Source organism: Chryseobacterium sp., assembly GCF_019236175.1.
Lineage (GTDB): Bacteria > Bacteroidota > Bacteroidia > Flavobacteriales > Weeksellaceae > Chryseobacterium.
Window position 1 is genome coordinate 17,133 of sequence record NZ_JAFAJM010000016.1, and the last position, 19,002, is coordinate 36,134.

Annotated in this window: 21 protein-coding genes; 13 read left to right on the forward strand and 8 right to left on the reverse strand. The window is 37.2% G+C overall.

Annotated features, from left to right (window positions below):
* Window positions 1-3: 3 nt before the first annotated feature.
* Entirely contained in the window at window positions 4-1,209 is a 1,206-nt protein-coding gene (locus JO178_RS14365) for a sensor histidine kinase (RefSeq protein WP_291937261.1), read from the forward strand.
* Window positions 1,175-1,879, forward strand: a complete 705-nt coding sequence (locus JO178_RS14370) for a LytTR family DNA-binding domain-containing protein (protein WP_291937263.1) — start codon at window positions 1,175-1,177, stop codon at window positions 1,877-1,879. The genes JO178_RS14365 and JO178_RS14370 overlap by 35 nt, the downstream gene beginning before the upstream one ends.
* 677 nt (window positions 1,880-2,556) lie before the next feature.
* Here JO178_RS14370 and JO178_RS14375 read toward each other — a convergent pair.
* The 4 genes from JO178_RS14375 to JO178_RS14390 form a co-directional block, all read right to left on the reverse strand.
* Window positions 2,557-2,970, reverse strand: a complete 414-nt coding sequence (locus JO178_RS14375; protein ID WP_291937266.1) for an EamA family transporter — start codon at window positions 2,968-2,970, stop codon at window positions 2,557-2,559.
* A gap of 273 nt (window positions 2,971-3,243) precedes the next feature.
* Window positions 3,244-4,275, reverse strand: coding sequence for a hypothetical protein (locus JO178_RS14380; protein WP_291937269.1), 1,032 nt, complete (start codon window positions 4,273-4,275; stop codon window positions 3,244-3,246).
* Window positions 4,276-4,423: 148 nt separating this feature from the next.
* Window positions 4,424-5,239, reverse strand: coding sequence for an AraC family transcriptional regulator (locus JO178_RS14385; protein WP_291937272.1), 816 nt, complete (start codon window positions 5,237-5,239; stop codon window positions 4,424-4,426).
* A gap of 120 nt (window positions 5,240-5,359) precedes the next feature.
* On the reverse strand, window positions 5,360-6,775 hold the full coding sequence (locus JO178_RS14390; RefSeq protein ID WP_291937275.1) for an aldehyde dehydrogenase family protein: 1,416 nt from the start codon (window positions 6,773-6,775) through the stop codon (window positions 5,360-5,362).
* Window positions 6,776-7,409: 634 nt separating this feature from the next.
* Here JO178_RS14390 and JO178_RS14395 point away from each other — a divergent pair.
* Window positions 7,410-7,931 (forward strand): DUF1062 domain-containing protein, encoded by a 522-nt coding sequence (locus JO178_RS14395; RefSeq protein WP_291937278.1) that lies wholly within the window; start codon window positions 7,410-7,412, stop codon window positions 7,929-7,931.
* A 146-nt stretch (window positions 7,932-8,077) separates the two neighbouring features.
* Here the strand turns inward: JO178_RS14395 and JO178_RS14400 are convergent, their stop codons facing one another.
* The gene (locus tag JO178_RS14400) at window positions 8,078-9,004 is read right to left on the reverse strand and encodes a Dyp-type peroxidase (RefSeq protein WP_291937282.1); all 927 of its coding nucleotides are present in this window, start codon (window positions 9,002-9,004) and stop codon (window positions 8,078-8,080) included.
* Between the two features lie 210 nt (window positions 9,005-9,214).
* Between JO178_RS14400 and JO178_RS14405 the strand changes: the two genes are divergently transcribed.
* From JO178_RS14405 to JO178_RS14450, 10 genes are all read left to right on the forward strand, one after another.
* Window positions 9,215-9,964, forward strand: coding sequence for a sulfite exporter TauE/SafE family protein (locus JO178_RS14405; RefSeq protein ID WP_291937285.1), 750 nt, complete (start codon window positions 9,215-9,217; stop codon window positions 9,962-9,964).
* 19 nt (window positions 9,965-9,983) lie between these two features.
* Entirely contained in the window at window positions 9,984-10,226 is a 243-nt protein-coding gene (locus JO178_RS14410; RefSeq protein ID WP_291937289.1) for a MoaD/ThiS family protein, read from the forward strand.
* Between the two features lie 49 nt (window positions 10,227-10,275).
* A complete protein-coding gene (locus tag JO178_RS14415; RefSeq protein WP_291937292.1) occupies window positions 10,276-10,692 on the forward strand; it encodes a molybdenum cofactor biosynthesis protein MoaE in 417 nt (138 codons plus the stop codon).
* A gap of 47 nt (window positions 10,693-10,739) precedes the next feature.
* On the forward strand, window positions 10,740-11,612 hold the full coding sequence (fdhD, locus tag JO178_RS14420; protein ID WP_291937294.1) for a formate dehydrogenase accessory sulfurtransferase FdhD: 873 nt from the start codon (window positions 10,740-10,742) through the stop codon (window positions 11,610-11,612).
* Between the two features lie 198 nt (window positions 11,613-11,810).
* Window positions 11,811-12,161, forward strand: a complete 351-nt coding sequence (locus tag JO178_RS14425; protein ID WP_291937297.1) for a hypothetical protein — start codon at window positions 11,811-11,813, stop codon at window positions 12,159-12,161.
* A gap of 22 nt (window positions 12,162-12,183) precedes the next feature.
* Window positions 12,184-14,577, forward strand: coding sequence for an FdhF/YdeP family oxidoreductase (locus tag JO178_RS14430; RefSeq protein WP_291937300.1), 2,394 nt, complete (start codon window positions 12,184-12,186; stop codon window positions 14,575-14,577).
* A 15-nt stretch (window positions 14,578-14,592) separates the two neighbouring features.
* Complete coding sequence (locus tag JO178_RS14435; RefSeq protein WP_291937303.1) at window positions 14,593-15,078, forward strand: molybdopterin-dependent oxidoreductase; 486 nt, start codon at window positions 14,593-14,595, stop codon at window positions 15,076-15,078.
* A gap of 29 nt (window positions 15,079-15,107) precedes the next feature.
* On the forward strand, window positions 15,108-16,022 hold the full coding sequence (locus JO178_RS14440; protein WP_291937306.1) for a bestrophin family ion channel: 915 nt from the start codon (window positions 15,108-15,110) through the stop codon (window positions 16,020-16,022).
* A 19-nt stretch (window positions 16,023-16,041) separates the two neighbouring features.
* A complete protein-coding gene (locus JO178_RS14445; RefSeq protein WP_291937309.1) occupies window positions 16,042-16,590 on the forward strand; it encodes a DUF488 domain-containing protein in 549 nt (182 codons plus the stop codon).
* A 36-nt stretch (window positions 16,591-16,626) separates the two neighbouring features.
* Window positions 16,627-16,836, forward strand: a complete 210-nt coding sequence (locus tag JO178_RS14450) for a DUF2945 domain-containing protein (RefSeq protein WP_291937312.1) — start codon at window positions 16,627-16,629, stop codon at window positions 16,834-16,836.
* Here the strand turns inward: JO178_RS14450 and JO178_RS14455 are convergent, their stop codons facing one another.
* The 3 genes from JO178_RS14455 to moaC are packed head-to-tail and all read right to left on the reverse strand — an operon-like array spanning window position 16,837 to window position 18,990.
* Window positions 16,837-17,877, reverse strand: a complete 1,041-nt coding sequence (locus tag JO178_RS14455; RefSeq protein WP_291937314.1) for a HesA/MoeB/ThiF family protein — start codon at window positions 17,875-17,877, stop codon at window positions 16,837-16,839.
* A 35-nt stretch (window positions 17,878-17,912) separates the two neighbouring features.
* On the reverse strand, window positions 17,913-18,533 hold the full coding sequence (locus JO178_RS14460) for an NTP transferase domain-containing protein (RefSeq protein WP_291937317.1): 621 nt from the start codon (window positions 18,531-18,533) through the stop codon (window positions 17,913-17,915).
* A complete protein-coding gene (moaC, locus tag JO178_RS14465; protein WP_291937320.1) occupies window positions 18,514-18,990 on the reverse strand; it encodes a cyclic pyranopterin monophosphate synthase MoaC in 477 nt (158 codons plus the stop codon). The genes JO178_RS14460 and moaC overlap by 20 nt, the downstream gene beginning before the upstream one ends.
* Window positions 18,991-19,002: the final 12 nt, after the last annotated feature.

The window sequence follows — 19,002 nt, forward strand, 5'->3', positions numbered from 1 at the left end:
TTAATGAGCCCTGCCCAAAAAGAGAAAGGTTTTTTCGCTTTCACCAATATTAATTATCTGATAAAAAATAAAGAATCACAAAGTCTGAAAACCAAGATTTTATTACACACCGCCATGTGGTTGTCATTTAGTCTTTTACTGTTCTTAGATTATTATTTAGCACTCAACATTTCCTTTTGGCAGTCTGTTTTCTTATCCGGACGGGTGTTATTCAGCAGTGCTGTGGTCTTTTATCTGTTTTTTTATCTGTTTTTGCCTTTTGCCCGGAAAAATAAAAAAATATGGATTTTAGTCATTTTCTTTCCTGTTTTTATTGTTATATGGCTTGTTATTAACAACTTATGTTATGTGATGGCAGATTATTTGAAATTTGATCTTTCTAATCTGTATCCTATCATGGGAAAAGGAAAAGATTATCGTCCTAATCTTAAAGAAGTTTTTAATTTTAAATTTATCATTCTGAATTCTTTATCTGTCATTTATTCCTTATCTCCATTTTTCTTTACTAAGATCATTGTGGATGTCACAAGGCTGAATGAAGAAAAACTTCGCATACAAAAGCAAAAATCTGATCTTGAAATTAATAATGTAAACATTGAGAAAGATTTTCTTAAAGCCCAGCTTAATCCCCATTTTTTATTTAACACACTGAATAATTTATATGCTCTGACCGTTAAAAAAGATGACAAAGCTCCTGAGATTGTTTTAAACTTATCAGATATAATGGGCTATACTTTATATGAATCCAATACTGAAAAAGTTCCTTTACATAAAGAGCTGGATTTTATTTCCAATTATTTTGAGCTGGAAAAAATGCGCTATCCGGAAGACACAAAAATTCAATTAATTATTTTAGGAGAAGAGGCAGCAGCAGGGCTGGAAATCGCTCCCTTACTGACTTTCACATTTATAGAAAATGCTTTTAAATATGGATTGAAAAATATTAATAAGCAATTTGTTAAGGTTATTATTGATATTAAAGAAAATATTTTTTTCTTTGTAGTCGAAAACGATATTGAAGAAAAAGAAACTGCAAACCGGAACAAAAGTTATTTTGGAGGTATAGGTCTTTCAAATGCCAAAAAGCGTTTATCATTATTATATCCTGATATGCATGAGCTTGTGGTGGAAAATAATGATGAGATTTACAGAGTTTCTCTAAAAATTGATTTGAATGAGCGAAATACTGCGTTGTATAGTAATAGATGATGAGCCACTTGGAAGAGAGGTTATTGAAAACTTTGTAGAAAAGATTCCTTTTATTACATTATCATCTTCATTTGGAGATCCTCTTGAAGCATTAGATTATTTGCAAAAATCCGAAGTCGATATTGTCCTGACCGATATTCAAATGCCTAAAATCAACGGACTTGAATTGATACAATCATTGCCTAATCCTCCCGTCGTTATTTTTATTACAGCTCACCGTGATTTTGCTCTTGACGGTTTTGACACCGGTGCCGCAGACTATCTGGTAAAACCGGTAAGATTTGACCGGTTTTTAAAAGCAATCAACAGAGCCAAAGACTTTATAGGAAATAATAAAAAAAGCAAGAAAGAAAATCTTACAGACAGGATTTTTATTAAAACAGACGGAAAGCTGGTTAAAATCCTTTTGAAGGATATTTTATACGTCGAGGCTCAGGGAGATTATCTGAAAATTGCTACAGAGAAAAATTCTTATACCACACTTTCTACCATGAAGTCTATGGATGAAGCACTGACCCTTCCTGCATTCTTTCGTGTTCAGCGTTCTTTTATTGTGAATGTTTCTGCTGTTCAGGCTATTAACGGGAATATGGTGGAGCTTGTTAACGGAAAAATCATCTCTATTGCGGTGAGTAAAAAAGACGAGTTGTTCACTCTTTTGGGATTGTAATTATTTATTTAAACCTGCTTTTGTTTATTTCTATCGGTAAAATTTGATTTTTCAGCGACAGATTTTGTGTAAGTTTTAGTTATGTTACATTTTTGTATCAAACTAAATAAAACATGAATACACAATCAAAAAAAACTGAGATCGAAAAGTTAAAAGTGAAAAAGAAAGTTGTAAAGAAAAACGACAATTCTAAAGAGGCAACTTCTATAATAAATACAACCCCAACATTAACCTGGACAATTTTTTGAGTACTTCTATTAAATGCTTTATGGTAAGCAACAATGATCTGGTTCTTAATAAACTTACATTTTTTATTGAGCAAACTTATTTTTTAGAAATTTTTGACGAAGAGGAATTATCATTTGAAGACGGATATCCAATGTTTATGTTTTTTGATATAGATTCATTAAAGATTGGCGTCCAGAATGTTAAGAAAATTTTGTCATTGCCGTTTCTGCCTGTTTTTATTTCATCCGTATATTCACGGGATTTTATAAAACAGCTTATGGGAAACAGTTTTTCAAACTTCGGATTTTTAAATAAGAAGTCTAGCTACCACGATTTTATTACAGAAATAAGTCATGTTATAGATAAAAATTAACAAATATCTCTTACCATGTGACCAAAAAAACTCAAATGTATCATTTGAGTTTTTTTATTTTATAAGATAGTTTGATTCAAAAAATCAGAACCATAGTACCGATAATGATGAGTAGAGCTCCAATACCGGTTTTCAGGGTAAGAGATTCTCCCAGAAACAAAACAGATAATACAATCGTTAAAGCAAGGCTCAGCTTATCTACAGGTGCTACCTGTGTTACTTTTCCGGCCTGTAGTGCCTTAAAATAAAATATCCATGAAAGTCCGGTGGCCACTCCGGAAATAATGATATACGTAAGATTATGCCTGGAGAGAGCAGGGATTCCTTTATATTCGCTGCGTGCTATAACAATTCCCCATGCAACAAATAAGATAATGATACTTCTTATAGCTGTAGCCAGATTAGAATTAACCCCTGTAATCCCGATTTTTGCAAAAATTGCTGTTAATGAGGCAAAAAATGCAGAAAGAATTGCGTAGACCCACCACATATTTTAAAATTTACTGGTTTGAAATATTGTTAAAGTTTCCGGCATAATAACTTCATTTTTTATTCTTTCATATTGCCTTTATCATGTGCAGCAAATCCTGTACCCAATATCAGGTTTATTTTGACAGGGTGCCTTTTGTCATAGACAAATCAAATTTTTATGCATTTTTTATACCTTCTATTTTGTTACGATGAATTATCACCTGTCAGACTCTTAATGACAGACATTCCTGCAGTAATTTATCTTATTGGGAAGCAGGGAAATAAACTGAGCTTATTGTAACAGGCTCAAAATATCTTCAACACCTAAATTAATTCCTGCATAAACAGCATATTGCGGAGAATAATAAGGCAGGAAGCCCCGAATATCCGTTCCTATAATCAACGATGTTTTTTTACCGGTAAGGCGGTACGCAATATGAGCTCTTATTAAATAGAAACCATAAGCAATATGACGGCTTTCATAGCCATAGGCTGGAAAGCTGAAAGAAGAGCTGTCTTCCCTTTTGCCAAAATTCTGGCCTGAAACGCTGAACCCGATGGTAGGCTGAACAAAAAATTCCCATTTTTGCCTGTTATCCTGCAAATAAAATGTGGCTCCAATTCCAAAATATCCGGTTAATAAAGACGACTTTTGAACCTGTGTATCTCCGTTAATATTATGTTTAACTACTGTTTTCTGCACAGAATCATAAACTAACGTTTTCTGAAGAATAGTTTTAATAGTTGTCGTAGTCATATTTTTTGAATTGTAGAGCTCAAAATGGGTATGAATAAATATTTTTTGATTTGACTTTGAATCGGTAAGCCGAAATAAGGGCTGGACATACACACTAAAAGAAGAATTCTTTACTTCAAAACTGTACTCATTCAACTGCTGATAATACTCTGAGCCCTGTTTAACCTGGTCAAGTGGTGATTGGGCAACATAATCGATCTGTCGCAGGACTCTGATATTATCTTCCGTTTCCGGAGTGACAGAATAATCAATTCCTGTGAAGCCTGCATTAAAGCCCCATCTTGTTTTTCCCAGATCCGGAGCCATTAATCCTAACTGCCATACATAATTAGATTTTAAGCTGGTGGGAGAACTGAAATTATAAGCATTCAAAAATACAAGTTTTGACAATAAACTTAAAGTGTCCGCTGATTGTATCTTTGTATTTATCTCTTTTCCCTCTTTTTTAAGGGAATCCGGTTTTTTATCATAAACCATCATTTCCCTTTCGGTCTGATTGATATTCTGTCCCCAGCCGTACACTGCAAACAATAACAATATTACGGTAAATAATTTTTTAGTTTTCATGACATTAAGGTTTTGTTAGTAATTATTGTAGACTTTCCGCCAGGTGAAAACCTATGTAAATTTATAAGCAAACCTTAATGCATTACAATAACACAAAAGGGTGATTCTTTGCCGCAGCAGTATGCGGTACAATGAATAAATAATACGGCTATTTTGTATCCATCAGCCGGACTGAACTCGGAGGGTAGCCAAATTGTTTTTTGAAGGCAAATGAAAAATGAGAAAGATTTTCAAATCCCAGATCTAAGTAAATATCAGAAACCGAATTTCCATTCTGACTAAGCAGAGTATGAGCTTCTTTAAGCCTCCGAATCTGTAACCATTGCCGCGGCGGGAGCCCAAAACATTTCTGAAAATCTCTTTTGAAAGCCGATAAACTTCTTCCGGTTAAATAAGCAAACCGTTCAACTTTAACATTGAAATGAAAGTTTTTATTCATAAAAGACTCGATATCTATTTTATAAGGATCAGAGAAATCAAATAAAACATGAGCAAGATCCGGATCGTAGCTCATCATCAAAAGAAGAGCCTCCTTTTGCTTTAAACGAATAAGCTCTTTAGAATCAGGATTACTGAGGAGCTCCTCATAGGGAAGAAGGCCATACATAAAAGCTGATAAAGCTTTACTGTCCGGCTTTATAAATGCCTGGATATTTTTTTGCTTTTCGGCCTGGTACCCGTATTCACGACTGAAATCATGCAATATATCATCATCAAAATAAATAGTTACCGTTTTAATTTCACCGTTTTTAGGCGGATATTTGGCAAACTTTACCAGGCTGTTTTTTCTTGAAGAATAAAGTTCACCTTCCTTAAATAAAGTTTTAACAGTACCATCATTTAGCTCCATTTCACCAGAAAGTATTAAACCTAAACTATGAGTCAGGCTGAATTGCTCTCCGTCTCTGAACTCTGCAAAATGACAGGAGTAATTAACAGGCATAAGGGTCTTTTGATCTTTCATGATTTGAATATTATTATCGGGAATGATTTCTTTTTCAAACTTACAAACTTTTATCAGCATATAGAGATACCATCCGGTTCAATCACATGAATACTGATTTCACCGGATGGTCATGATATTTTATCCCAATATTGCTTTAGGTTCTAGGTAAGCCTCAAGCCCGAATACTCCGTATTCACGGCCAATACCACTTTGTTTAAACCCTCCGAAAGGAGCCTTTGGATCATGCGCAAATCCGTTGATACAGATTCTTCCCGCATCAATCTGTGCTGCAATGCGTTCTGCATGTTCTTTATCGGAAGAACTGATGTATGCCGCTAAACCATAGGTAGTATCGTTGGCAATAGAAACGGCTTCTTCTTCATTTTTATAAGGAATAATAGATAATACAGGCCCGAATATCTCCTCCTGGGCGATACGCATATTGTTACGGACATTTGTGAAAATGGTTGCTTTTACAAAATTACCATTTTCCAGCCCTTCCGGTTTTCCTTCACCTCCTGCAAGCAATGTAGCTCCTTCAGACTGCCCAAGCTGAATATAGCTTTGGACACGGTCGTATTGTTTCGCGCTTACCATAGGCCCTACAAGAGTATCTTCTTCATTGGGATTTCCAACTTTTACATTTTTTACAGCCTCTATGGCAAGTCTGTTCACCTCTTCCAGTTGATCCTCAGGAACAAGAAGACGGGTAGGAGCAATACATGCCTGTCCGTTATTCATATAAGCTCCGAAAACAGCCATAGGAATTGCCGTTGTAAGATCAGCATCTTCAAGGATAATGTTGGGAGATTTTCCACCAAGTTCAAGGGTAACCCGTTTCATCGTATCTACAGCTCCCTTGGCAATTGCTTTTCCTGTAACCGTAGATCCTGTAAAGGAAATTTTGGCAACATCAGGATGAGCGGTAATCTCTGTGCCTACCACATTTCCTAGCCCATTAACGATGTTAAAAACACCTTTTGGCAAGCCGGCTTCATGAAAACACTCTGTAATGATCTGGGTTTGTCTTGCACTCATTTCGCTCGGCTTAATCACTGCTGTACATCCTGCAGCAATAGCTGTAGCCAGTTTGGTACATATAAAACCGTTACTTGCATTCCAGGGAGTGATGATGCCGACAACACCCAGAGATTCAAAACGTAATTTTGAGTGCCCGATGGTGGTTTCGAAATCAAAAGACTCCACAAGCTCTATGGTATTGGTAAAGGCTGAGATTGCATTTTGTACACTCATTCTGCAGAATTGTAATGTACCTCCGTATTCACTGACCATAACGGATACCAGCTCTTCTTCTCTTTTGCTTACCGTTTCATGAAGCTTTCTAAGAAAATCAATACGTTCCTCCTTGGTCGTTTTTGAAAACGCTTTGAAAGCCTCTTTGGCAGCTGCAATAGCGGCTTTTATATCCTCTTTATTTCCTAAAGTAACTTCTCCCGTTTTTTGATTGGTAGTGGGGTCAATAAGGTTAAAAGTTTCTGTTCCGCGTGGCGAAACAAATTCGCCATTGATGTAAATTTTATTAATCTGTATCATTTTGATTGATTTTGATACAGCAAATTTCGGTTGAAAAATAAAAGATGAGTTTGTTGTATAGCTCAAATTTTGTTTGTTGTATGGCTCATTATTAAAGATTGAAATTCATATTCCGGATATAAAAAGGATGTTTTTTGTTTTTATTAGTAAAAATTGATTATTTTTATTCCATTAATATAAAAAGGTCACATTTTGGGAACCACCCGTAAACCTATATTCGCTTAGTATTAGCCTTCCAAACCAGAGGCTAGTCATTGTTTCGTTCAGGTAATTCTCCCTGAACGGGTTTTCATCATATTATTTTCGCACCAACAACCTGCTTTTTGTTTGCCAATAAAACGACAGAATTAGTCTGGAACTTCCTGTATTACATTGAAAAGGATCCTTGAAGCTGTCCCGGATATTGTCATTTTCTCAGATACAACTGAAGGAAAGTTTCATATAAGAACAAACAGGATATCAGGTCAGGTCATGCGTGAATAGTATACAAAAACTAAACAGATAATACTAAGCACGATTATAAATAATGAGTCAGGAATATATATGGGAGGTAAAAGCTAAAAATACCCCCTTTCTCAAAAAGAAATGCAATCATTGTGACAGCGAAAGGTTTTACTGTAGCGATAAATTCAGAATGAATGCTCAAAAAAAGAATATCGATATATGGTTAATTTACAGGTGTACAAAATGTAAAAATACTTATAATATGACGCTGTATTCACGTACCAGGACAGAATCCATAACTAGAGATCTCTTTAGTAAATTCTCAGAAAATAATGCAGATACAGCCTGGGAATATGCATTCTCTCTGGAAACAAGAAGGAAGAATAATGTAGAATCAGATTTGGAAAGTGTGGAATATGATATAGAGCATGATCCTATAGAAAATCTTCTTTATTCTGAAAGTGAAATACTCACATTTACAATTAAATATCCGTTCGATTTTAATCTCAGGGTTTCAACAGTGATCAGAACATGTCTGAATCTTTCTTCAAGTAAACTTAATCAGCTGATGGAGATAAATGGCGTTTTTTTTCAGGGAAAACCTTTACGGAAGAAATATAAATTAAAGAATGGGGATAGGGTGCAGGTCAATAAAAAGAAGCTGACGGAGCTGTATGATCCGGAAAAAGAAAGACGGCAGGAAAAGCAGTAATAGCTGTCAATGATAAACCTTCAGATTTTGATGCACAGGTTTTATATTTATGATCTGCATTAAAAATAGAATAGCCCCGGATAGACAAACCGTTCATTCGTGTATTCGGGGCTATTTATAATATATCTTAACGAAAATTTTCAGATTTAAGAAGAAAGATCATCCAGCATATCGGCAGAAGGAACGAAAAATAAGGTTCCGGTCTTTGCGGTACTGAAATCCAGAATTCGGTCATAATTTCCAGGTGGATCTCCAATAAACATATTGGTCAGCATTTTTTCTACGGTACTGAATGTGCTGGCGTAGCAGATAAAATAAGTGCCCATTTCATTGGTAGATACATTGCCAAAAGGCATATTATCTCTGACTACTTTAAAATCGTCACCTACATTGGCTAACGCGATATGAGAATTTTTAGGTTTGACGTCATCATCCATTTCAATATCCTGTTCTTTTGACCTGCCAATCACTTGTTCCTGCTGTTCAACAGATAGCGATTTCCAGGCATTCATATTATGGATATATTTCTGAACAAAAAGATAACTTCCCCCTTCATACTGAGGATCTGACTCTCCGATAACAGCAAAATAATCACGATCTTCACCATGAGGGTTTTCAGTTCCGTCTACAAACCCCAAAATCGATCTGCTGTCCCAATAACGGAAGCCCTGAACCTCAACAATACAGTCTGCAACATCTTTCATAAAATCAGAAATAGTTGCAGCCATGTCATAGGCAAAACTCTTTTCATCGGCACGAATGTGAAAATGAAGATCCCCTCTGGTGCTCACAGCAGTGTGCTTATTACCTTTGATTTCTTCAAACTTTTTAAACTCCCTGGGTAGCGGCGTCGGAAGTTCCAGCTGAAGCCATGCTTCATACCCGATACCCATTACACAGCTTGCTTTGGAATCCGGAAACCGGTCAAGAGCAGAATTGTTAAGATTGATGATTAAAGAACACATTCTCTGAAATACTGATTTGATCTGTGCAGGATCTGCATTCTGTTTAAAATTCCAAACCAGAAAATAAGTATTGTTGTTAGGATAGTCTGTAACATTTTGAGAATGCATGTTTTTTTGTGTTTTGTCTGTTGGCATTTTTTATTATTTCTAATGAATCAAATATAATAAAATGATACCGGTACCTCACTATTTTATTCTTGAGATACACAATTGATGACATTTTTTTCACAAACCACTGTATGACTTTTATATTCTATTTTACTAAACAAACTATAATAATGAGTATTATTGTATAGAATAAACCTTCAACAAAATAATATGGGACACTGGGAGATTTTTCTCTTTTTTTTAATCATTGCTTTCGTGTATTCATCAGTAGGATTTGGAGGCGGGTCCAGTTATCTTGCCGTATTGGCGATGTATAATCTGCCTTATCAGGAAATCCGGTTAACAGCATTGATCTGCAATGTTATTGTAGTGATGGGAGGCGTCTATATTTATATTAAAAATAGCCAGATCGACTGGAAAAAAGTAGTCCCCATTACCCTTGTAAGTGTTCCCATGGCTTATGCAGGAGCTATACTTAAAATAAGTCAGGAAACTTTTTTTCTGATTTTAGGAATTACCCTTATCATTGCTGCCGTATTGCTATGGATCAAAACAGAAACAAAGAATGATGGAAAAACAGCACCGGATTCCGGATTTTCTTTAGCCGGAAATAGCTTCTTAGGAGGGGGAATCGGTTTTTTATCCGGATTAGTGGGAATCGGCGGCGGAATTTTTCTCTCACCTTTGCTTAATCTGATGAAATGGGATACTCCAAGAAAAATAGCAGCCACTTCCAGCGTTTTTATCCTGGTCAATTCCGTGTCCGGTATTTTCGGGCAACTATCAAAACTATCAGTAGATATGGATTATTTCAGAATTCTGAGTTTATGTCTTGCCGTTTTTATTGGCGGACAGATCGGTTCCAGAATGTCCCTGAAATGGAATCCTCTCATCATAAAAAGAATGACAGCTATTCTTGTTCTTGTGGCAGGTGTAAATGTTTTAATAAAATATTGGTAAATCTAGATAAAGAATAAAAATGAAACTTAAAATATTGGCTTTTGGGATTACGAAAGATATTTTCGGAACATCTGAAAAAGAAATGGAAGTCATTGAGGGCCTGACTGTAGGGCAATTAAAAAAAATACTGGAAGAGGACTTTCCGGAATTGAAAAAGCTAAAATCCTATTTTATTGCATTGAACGAAGAATATGCAGAAGACCATCAGGTTGTGTTCAATACCCATGAAATAGCCATCATCCCTCCTGTAAGCGGCGGATAAAAGTAAAAAACATTCAAAGTCTATCTGTTTTGGAGTAAAAAATAAGTAAATGATTGATATCAGAATCACAGAAAATGAATTAAATAGTACCGAATGCCTCGCAATAGCACAAGATCTGAATAGTGGAGGTATTGCAACATTCATAGGAACAGTCCGGAATATTACAAAAAATAAATCTGTAATCCGTCTGGAATACGAATGTTACCAGTCTATGGCTGTAAAGGAAATCAGAAAGGTTGCTGAACAGGCTGTTTTTCAGTTTTCTGCACGTAATGTAGTCGTTCATCATCGTACCGGTATTTTATTTCCGGGCGATGCAGCCGTAATAATAGTGGTAAGTGACGGACACAGAGATGCTGTTTTTGATGCCTGCCGTTATATTATTGATACCATTAAACAAACAGCTCCCATATGGAAAAAAGAAATTTTTGAAGACGGAGAAGAATGGGTTTCTGCCCATCCGTAATTTGAGGTGTGAAATTTCGTATATTTACTATACCAGATTATTCAGATATGAAAACCAGTATATTAGAAAATAAATCTGTCCGGCAGATAGATATTATCAAAGTAAAAGGCAACGATAGCTTTTCTTATACCGATGATATTTCTGTAGAAGAACCTCTGGAAATCAGGATTTCCTATGGTAATCAAAAACGGAGAGAAATCAGAAATATATCAGTAACTATGAGAACTCCCGGTAATGATGCGGAACTCGCAACCGGTTTTCTGTTTACGGAAGGAATAATTTCAGGATACCATCAGATCAAAAACATACAAAATCCCGAAGCAGAATGCTCCAGAAACCGGGACAATAGTATTGAAGTAGAATTAATAGAAGACTTTATCCCTCAGCTGATGAATGCTGACAGGAACTTCTATACAACATCCAGTTGCGGAGTCTGTGGGAAAGGTTCTATAGAATCTATCAAAACGGTAAGTACTTTTAAGAATGAAAAAAAAGAACAGCAAAATATAACGCTGGAAATTCTGTACAGGTTGTCAGGAAATCTGCAGTCTTTTCAGGATAATTTTAGTGCCACGGGCGGGATTCATGCTTCAGGAATTTTTGATGGGCATGGAAACTTACTTGCCTTGCGTGAAGATGTAGGACGGCATAATGCATTGGATAAACTGATAGGCCACGCTTTGTGTACAGGGCAGCTTCCTTTAAAAAATAATATCTTAGTTTTAAGCGGTCGTGCCAGTTTTGAACTGATTCAGAAAGCTGCGATGGCAGGTATTTCTATTGTTGCAGCAATAGGGGCACCTTCCAGTTTAGCAGTAGATCTTGCCAAAGAATTTGATATGAGTCTGCTGGGATTTCTACGGGATAACCGGTTTAATATTTATAATGAAAGCAGTGCTCATCGTATTATAAAAAAATAATCAATTCTGGTCAGTTAGATTCACATTGATAGTGAATTTTGGAGAGTTAAAATTGAATTATAAACGAATAGTAGTATGATATGTAATGAATCCATAGACAATAAATTCGTGTATTCGTGGCAAAATCAGATAATTTAAATAATAAAAAATTAGCCACGGATACACGAATGAAAATCTAAGTGGCAAAAAAATAAACCTATGAAAATTAGAATAAAAGATAACTCAATACGATTCCGGCTGACTCAGCCAGAAGTATCGGAATTAAGCAGAGACGGTATGGTTTCCAGTGTGACTCAGTTTGTGGACAGACCATTTGTGTACCTCATCGAAAAAACAAAAGATGAAGTTTTATCTGCCGTATTTATTGAAAATAGAATCGTCATGAAAATACCTGAAGCCATGGTACAAGAACTGGTATCTACAGATACTGTCGGTTTCAGCGGAGAGGTAGGGATGGTAAAGCTATTGGTAGAAAAAGACTTCGTATGTATAGACAATACGATAGAAGACCAAAGCGATAACTATCCTAATCCCAATATGAAATGTTGATCACTTTACAAAATAAACGGGTATGGAAGAAAATAACAAAAAGAAAGTAGAAAATGAAATCAGCAAAGAACCCAGTGCTGAGAATCCTTTTACATTACTTGATCTTAAGCTGACCCATGTTGAAAAAGCAGCAGCGGGAGTACCGGCTGTAATGGCCGCTTTTAGTGATTTGTTTGAAGAAAAAGCACCTGTCCGGGGAATGAGAGCCCTGTTTAAAATGAATCAGATGGGAGGCTTTGACTGTCCGAGTTGCGCATGGCCTGATCCCGATGATGAACGTTCAGTTCTTGGAGAATACTGTGAAAACGGAGCAAAAGCTCTTGCCGAAGAAGCAACGACAAAAAGGGTAACTCCGGAATTTTTCAGACAGCATTCAGTATATGATCTGGCGAAACTGGATGATTATCAGATTGGAAAAATGGGACGACTTACTGATCCCATGTATCTTGCTCCGGGAGCCACTCATTATGAACCTGTCAGTTGGGATAATGCCTTTAAAAAAATAGCAGAACATTTCAATGCCCTGGAAACTCCGGATCAGGCAGCATTTTATACTTCCGGACGTACAAGTAATGAAGCCTCTTTTGTGTATCAGTTATTTGCCAAAGAATTTGGGACCAATAATATGCCGGACTGTTCCAATATGTGCCACGAGACTTCGGGATCCGCATTGCGGCCTACCATAGGAATCGGAAAAGGTACGGTAACTCTGGAAGATTTTTATGATGCCGAAGTGATTATCATTATAGGTCAGAATCCGGGAACCAACGCTCCCAGGATGATGAGTGCTTTGGCAAAAGGAAAGAAAAACGGAGCTAAGATCATTGCCGTTAATCCGTTGCCGGAAGCCGGTTTAATGGGATTTATTAATCCACAGAATGTAAAAGCCATCCTGACCGGAGGTGTACAGCTTGCAGATCTTTATTTACCGGTAAAGATCAATGGAGATATGGCGCTCTTAAAAGCACTTGAACTTCTTTTAATAGAATTTGAAAAGCAAAATCCCGGGAAAGTTTTTGACGAAAGCTTTATCAGAGATAAAACGGTAGGATATGAAGATTTCCTGAAACAATTTGATGCGTATAGGTTAGAAGAATTAGCTGAACTTTCAGGTGTTTCCAAAGACATGCTTTATAAAGCAGCAGAAATGATCGCTTTTAAAAAACGGATTATCATAAGCTGGGGAATGGGGCTTACACAACAGCCTAACGGAGTGGATATGATTCGGGAAATACTTAATATTCTTTTGCTTAAAGGAAGTATAGGTAAACCGGGATCAGGGGTTTGCCCTGTACGGGGCCATAGCAATGTACAGGGAAACAGAACGATGATGATTGATGAAAAACCTACTGATGAACAGCTTGATCGTCTTGAAAATTTCTATGGTTTTAAAGTCCCCCGTAAACATGGCTTAGACGTAGTACGTACTATAAAAGCAATTCATGAGGAAAAAGTGAAAATGATGTTTTGTATGGGCGGAAATTTCCTTTCTGCAACACCGGACACTACTTATACGGCACATGCCCTGAGAAAGCTCAATCTGCTGGTATGTGTTTCCACAAAACTAAACAGAGGACATCTCGTACATGGGAAAGAAGCATTAATCCTGCCTACTTATGGACGAAGTGATAAAGATATCGTAAACGGAGAAGTACAGATCGTAAGTACAGAAAATTCAATGGGGGTTGTGCAGAGCTCAAAGGGAATGCTGGACGCCGTATCGGATAACCTCATCAATGAAACCCAGATCGTATGCCGCATGGCTATGGCTACTTTAGGAAACAAATCTGTAGTAAACTGGCAGCGGTATCATGACAGTTATGATGCCGTGAGAGATGATATTGAACAATGTATTCCCGGATTTAAAGATTATAATGTCCGTGTAAGAGAAAAAGGCGGATTTTATCTTCCCAATGCCGCAAGAGATGAACAGGTATTTTCGAAAGAATTCGGTGGGCGCGCTCCGTTTACATTAACGGAAATTCCGGATAACAGCCTTGCTCCTGATGAGTATATGATGGCAACCACACGTACCCATGACCAGTTTAATACAACGATTTATGGATTGGACGACCGCTATCGTGGGATTAAAAACGAACGTCGGGTGATCTTTATGAATCAGAAAGATATTGATAAGGCCGGATTTAAGGCCGGAGACAGGGTAGATCTTTATAATTACGATGACGGGATTGAAAGGGTGGCTCCTTTATTTATCATTGTTTCTTACCAGATTCCTGAAAAAAATACAGTAACTTATTTTCCTGAAACCAATGTGCTGATCTCTGTAAACAATGTGGTGAAGGAAAGTAATATGCCGGCTTCCAAGTATGTGAAAATTAAAATAAAAAAACACGATCCGGAAGTGTATAAGAAAGTAGATCAGATGCTTTATCAGGGAGCTGTTCAAAGACCATAAATTATCGTGTTATATATGAAAAAAATATTGCCTTTAGCGTTGTTTTTATTTTCAGGATGGGTATTTTGCCAGTCCGGATTTACACTTAAAGTGAGTGGAGACGTTTCAAAACCATTGGAAATGACTCTGACCGATTTATCAAAAATGCCCAGAAAAGAAGCTTCATTGAAAGATAAAGACGGAAGCATTCACCTATACAAAGGTGTGTCATTACAGGATATTCTTGCCAAAGCAGGAGTTCCTTCCGGTAAAGAGCTTCATGGTGAAAACTTATCAAAATATCTGCTTGCCAGATGTACCGACGGGTATCAGGTATTATTTTCACTGGCCGAACTTGATGCTTCTGTTGCAGATAAAAATGTCATTGTAGCAGATATGGTAGACGGAAAACCTTTACCCGAATCAAGAGGTCCGCTTCGTCTTATTGCGGAAGGAGAAAAGAAACCGGCCCGAAGTTCTTACCAGCTGGAATCTTTGATAATAGGACAGATTAAAAAATAACTTTAGGAAAGACTTTACAAAAACACATTATGATTATAAGGAAGAAGGAACATTGGTTTAAAATGCTTTTTGTATGGCACGGCTCTGTATTACCGGGGTTGCTGCCACGTCTTTTTTTACTTTTTATTTTATCGGTAGGAGTAGTGTATCTGCGCGGAGTGATCTTTTCATTTAAAGTTCCGCTTAACCCTGCACCATTAACTTTATTTGGCTTTGTACTGGCCTTATTTTTAGGTTTTAGAAATAATGCAAGCTATGAAAGATTCTGGGAAGGGCGGAAATTATGGGGTGCTTTATTAAATACAGCACGGTCATTGACCCGGCAGGCTTTAACACTTAAAAATATGAATACAAATGTTTCTGTTCCTGAATTTATCGGGCTGGTGGGTGCTTTTATTTTTGCTTTAAAACATCAGCTTAGAGGAACGGATGCCTCTGAGGATTTAAAAACCAGATTGAATGAAGATCAGTTTAAAATAGTTGCTTTCTCAAAATATAAACCTGCTGTTATCCTGCGTTTATTAGGAGAATGGGTACAACAATTAAAAGAGGATGGTGGTATAGATTCTATTCAGCAGGCACGTTTTGATGAGAATTTTGATAAACTTTCTGATATCGTAGGAGGTTGTGAACGGATAGTTTCCACACCAATTCCTTACAGCTACAGGGTTTTATTGCATCGTACGGTTTATATTTACTGTTTTCTTTTACCTTTTGGACTGGTAGATTCGCTAAGATGGTTTACTCCTCTTATCGTGGTATTTGTAGCATATACCTTTGTAGCCTTCGAAGCTATAGCAGATGAAATTGAAGAACCATTTGGTACGGAAGCCAACGATCTTGCATTAAATACGATGTCCGTCATGATTGATGAAACCATTCATGAGATGTCCGGAGAAGAGATTGTGATTTCTCCAAAAACAGTACAAAATATCATTGACTGATATATTAAACGACGAATACATGGGAAATTCGGAAAAACCTGTGATGTATACGGTGGGACACTCCGTGCATTCTCTGGATTATTTTCTTGAGATGCTGAATTCATTTGATATTAAAATACTGGCAGATATCCGGAGATATCCGGGATCAAAAAGGTATCCATGGTTCAGTAAAGATAATCTGGAGAAAATATTACCTGAAAATCACATAGAATATATCCATTTTGAAGATCTGGGAGGGCGGAGAAAGGTACAGCCCGGTTCGGTGAACAACAGATGGAGGAATGAGTCTTTCCGGGGATATGCCGATTATATGCAGACTTCAGTATTTGTAGCGGCTATTGAGAAACTTGAGCATATTGCCATGGAAAAAACAACTGCTTTTATGTGCTCAGAAGCAGTATGGTGGAGCTGTCACAGGTCTATGGTTTCCGATTACCTCAAAGCGAGAGGCTGGAAGGTGGAACATATTATGAATATCGGAAAAGCGGAAGAACATTCCTTTACTTCACCGGCGAGGGTAAGAAACGGACAGGTTTTTTATTCTGATGAAAGTCTTTTTGATGAATAGGATCATTGTTTACATCACTTAATCAGATCAAAGCTTATGAAAACCAAATTCAAAATAGGAGATCAGGTTAGCTGGAATTCCGAAGGGGGAAGAGTTTCAGGAACGATCATTAAAATCCATATGAAAGATTTTGATTATAAAGGGTATACTCATCATGCCAGTGAAGAAAGTCCTCAGTACGAGATCAGGAGTAATAAATCCGACCATATTGCGGCCCACAAAGAATCTGCCCTTACAAAGATCTAGTTACAGCTGTATTTTACTGATTCCGCCCTTTAAAGAAAAAACCTTTTTCTTAGGAAAAGCTTCTTTGATTTTTTTAACGGCCTCCCCACTGCGTTTTCCGGATTGACAGTAGATGAGAATAGATTTAGATATTGCAGAAATGAGGTGTACATGATGATGCAGCTCATCGAGAGGAATATTTCTGCCACCGATATTGAATTGAGAATGTTCCAGCTCTGAACGGACATCTATTATTTCAAAATCATCCTGATCCTGCTTCCACTGTTCCAGGGTAATGACAGGAACAGTCTGTGGTAAATCGATAATCCGGACTGATGTTTTTTTAAGCTTAATGATTTGTGTTCTTCCATTCAGGACATTCATCATCCATAATTTTCCTGCTAAAATATCTTCCGAATGCGTGAGGTATTTTATAGCTTCATTAGCCTGCATATTCCCGACAATTCCTGCCAGTGTAGGAATAACTCCGCCTTCTCTGCAGTTCGGAACCTGGGATTCCTCGGCATCCGGAAAAACATCCCGATAATTAGGAGAATAAGTGCCGTCCTTTTGTAAAACATTCCATATACTTACCTGTCCTTCGTGCTGATAAATAGCACCATATACCAAAGGCTTTCCGGCTAATACACAGGCATCATTCAAAAGGCATTTGGTTTCAAAATTATCTGTTCCTTCAATAATGAGGTCAAATTCTGAAATCAGATCCGTAACATTAGAGGAAGAAATCCTGATACGGTAAGGAATAACAGAAACAGAGGGATTTTGCCGCTGTAATTTTTTTGCGGCCACTTCCACTTTAAATAATCCGATATCTTCAGGCGTATAAAGAATCTGACGGTGCAGGTTGCTTAAAGAAACAATATCATCATCTGCAATACCGATGGTTCCGACTCCTGAAGATGTGAGATACTGAGCGGTGGGACAGCCAAGGCCTCCCATACCTACAATGAGAACTCTGGCATTGGCGAGCCGTTCCTGAGATGAAGTTCCAAATCCTGGTAAAGCGATCTGGCAGCGGTAACGTTCAAACGAATCACTCATTGTTATCATTATTTCCTTTCGGGGTTCAAAATATTTTATTTATGCATTGCCTGCTTATTCAGAATTTCCTTTGCTTTTACTGCATCCTCAGGAGTATTGACATTCATTAAGGCCTCCGGATTATCAGGTTTTAAAATGAGGGTATCACTATTGATCAACACTTTTCTGGGACATGTATTTCCTACTCCCAGAAAATGGAGAAGCAATGGATAGCTCTTAGGCTCCCAAATAGTAATCAGAGGTTCCGGAAACCCATCAAACGGACTTTCGTAAGTTGTAGCTGCTTTTTCAGGATCTCTCGACCGTATTAAATAGTCCAGTGACCGATGATCCAGTAAAGGAAGATCACAAGCTGCCACAAGCCATGCTTTATCCCTTTGAGCTCTTAACGCAGAGAGAATTCCGCCAAAAGGCCCCATATTCAGAAAAGTATCGGTAAGCGCATGATATGAATAATCAAAATTTTCCAACTGATCCTGCCTGCAAGAAATAAACACTTCATTACAAAACGGAGCAAGAAGATCAGCCGCAAAATAACGTTGTTCTTTTCCATGCCAGTTAAGAAGATCTTTATCACTCCCCATTCTTCGGCTTTTTCCTCCTGCGAGAACAAGACCATTGATTATTGGGATGTTATTATATTCTGGAGAAGTCATTTTTTCCACCGGTTTTTTCGATTAATTTTATTTCTTTAATAACGATATCATGGCTTAGTGCTTTGCACATATCATAAATCGTTAATGCAGCAACAGAAGCACCTGTAAGTGCTTCCATTTCCACTCCGGTTTTCGCTTCTATGCTTGCCGTACATTCGATTACGATTTCATGATGCTCATTAAGCTCAATCTGTACATAGCAGTTGTCTAGTCCTATGGGATGACAAAGCGGGATAAGCTCACTCGTTTTTTTTGCGCCCATAATTCCGGCAATAACAGCTATTTGGAAAACAGATCCTTTTTTTGTTTTAAAATCTCCTTGCTGTAATGCTTTCAGAACGGGAAGAGGCAATGTAATAACCGCTTGTGCAACAGCTTTTCTGTGGGTCACTTTTTTGTCACTTATATCTACAATGGCCGGCTGGCCGTTTTGATTAAGATGGGTAAATTCTGACATATTTGTTTCGTT

What these genes read in the sequence shown, in the direction of transcription:
- JO178_RS14375 (WP_291937266.1), bottom strand. Translation starts at nt 2,970, where the DNA reads ATGTGGTGGGTCTACGCAATTCTTTCTGCATTTTTTGCCTCATTAACA.
- JO178_RS14440 (WP_291937306.1), top strand. Translation starts at nt 15,108, where the DNA reads ATGATTATAAGGAAGAAGGAACATTGGTTTAAAATGCTTTTTGTATGG.
- JO178_RS14365 (WP_291937261.1), top strand. Translation starts at nt 4, where the DNA reads ATGAGCCCTGCCCAAAAAGAGAAAGGTTTTTTCGCTTTCACCAATATT.
- JO178_RS14460 (WP_291937317.1), bottom strand. Translation starts at nt 18,533, where the DNA reads ATGACTTCTCCAGAATATAATAACATCCCAATAATCAATGGTCTTGTT.
- moaC (WP_291937320.1), bottom strand. Translation starts at nt 18,990, where the DNA reads ATGTCAGAATTTACCCATCTTAATCAAAACGGCCAGCCGGCCATTGTA.
- fdhD (WP_291937294.1), top strand. Translation starts at nt 10,740, where the DNA reads ATGAAAACCAGTATATTAGAAAATAAATCTGTCCGGCAGATAGATATT.
- JO178_RS14405 (WP_291937285.1), top strand. Translation starts at nt 9,215, where the DNA reads ATGGGACACTGGGAGATTTTTCTCTTTTTTTTAATCATTGCTTTCGTG.
- JO178_RS14370 (WP_291937263.1), top strand. Translation starts at nt 1,175, where the DNA reads ATGAGCGAAATACTGCGTTGTATAGTAATAGATGATGAGCCACTTGGA.
- JO178_RS14430 (WP_291937300.1), top strand. Translation starts at nt 12,184, where the DNA reads ATGGAAGAAAATAACAAAAAGAAAGTAGAAAATGAAATCAGCAAAGAA.
- JO178_RS14445 (WP_291937309.1), top strand. Translation starts at nt 16,042, where the DNA reads ATGGGAAATTCGGAAAAACCTGTGATGTATACGGTGGGACACTCCGTG.
- JO178_RS14425 (WP_291937297.1), top strand. Translation starts at nt 11,811, where the DNA reads ATGAAAATTAGAATAAAAGATAACTCAATACGATTCCGGCTGACTCAG.
- JO178_RS14390 (WP_291937275.1), bottom strand. Translation starts at nt 6,775, where the DNA reads ATGATACAGATTAATAAAATTTACATCAATGGCGAATTTGTTTCGCCA.
- JO178_RS14415 (WP_291937292.1), top strand. Translation starts at nt 10,276, where the DNA reads ATGATTGATATCAGAATCACAGAAAATGAATTAAATAGTACCGAATGC.
- JO178_RS14435 (WP_291937303.1), top strand. Translation starts at nt 14,593, where the DNA reads ATGAAAAAAATATTGCCTTTAGCGTTGTTTTTATTTTCAGGATGGGTA.
- JO178_RS14385 (WP_291937272.1), bottom strand. Translation starts at nt 5,239, where the DNA reads ATGAAAGATCAAAAGACCCTTATGCCTGTTAATTACTCCTGTCATTTT.
- JO178_RS14450 (WP_291937312.1), top strand. Translation starts at nt 16,627, where the DNA reads ATGAAAACCAAATTCAAAATAGGAGATCAGGTTAGCTGGAATTCCGAA.
- JO178_RS14410 (WP_291937289.1), top strand. Translation starts at nt 9,984, where the DNA reads ATGAAACTTAAAATATTGGCTTTTGGGATTACGAAAGATATTTTCGGA.
- JO178_RS14455 (WP_291937314.1), bottom strand. Translation starts at nt 17,877, where the DNA reads ATGAGTGATTCGTTTGAACGTTACCGCTGCCAGATCGCTTTACCAGGA.
- JO178_RS14395 (WP_291937278.1), top strand. Translation starts at nt 7,410, where the DNA reads ATGAATGCTCAAAAAAAGAATATCGATATATGGTTAATTTACAGGTGT.
- JO178_RS14380 (WP_291937269.1), bottom strand. Translation starts at nt 4,275, where the DNA reads ATGAAAACTAAAAAATTATTTACCGTAATATTGTTATTGTTTGCAGTG.
- JO178_RS14400 (WP_291937282.1), bottom strand. Translation starts at nt 9,004, where the DNA reads ATGCATTCTCAAAATGTTACAGACTATCCTAACAACAATACTTATTTT.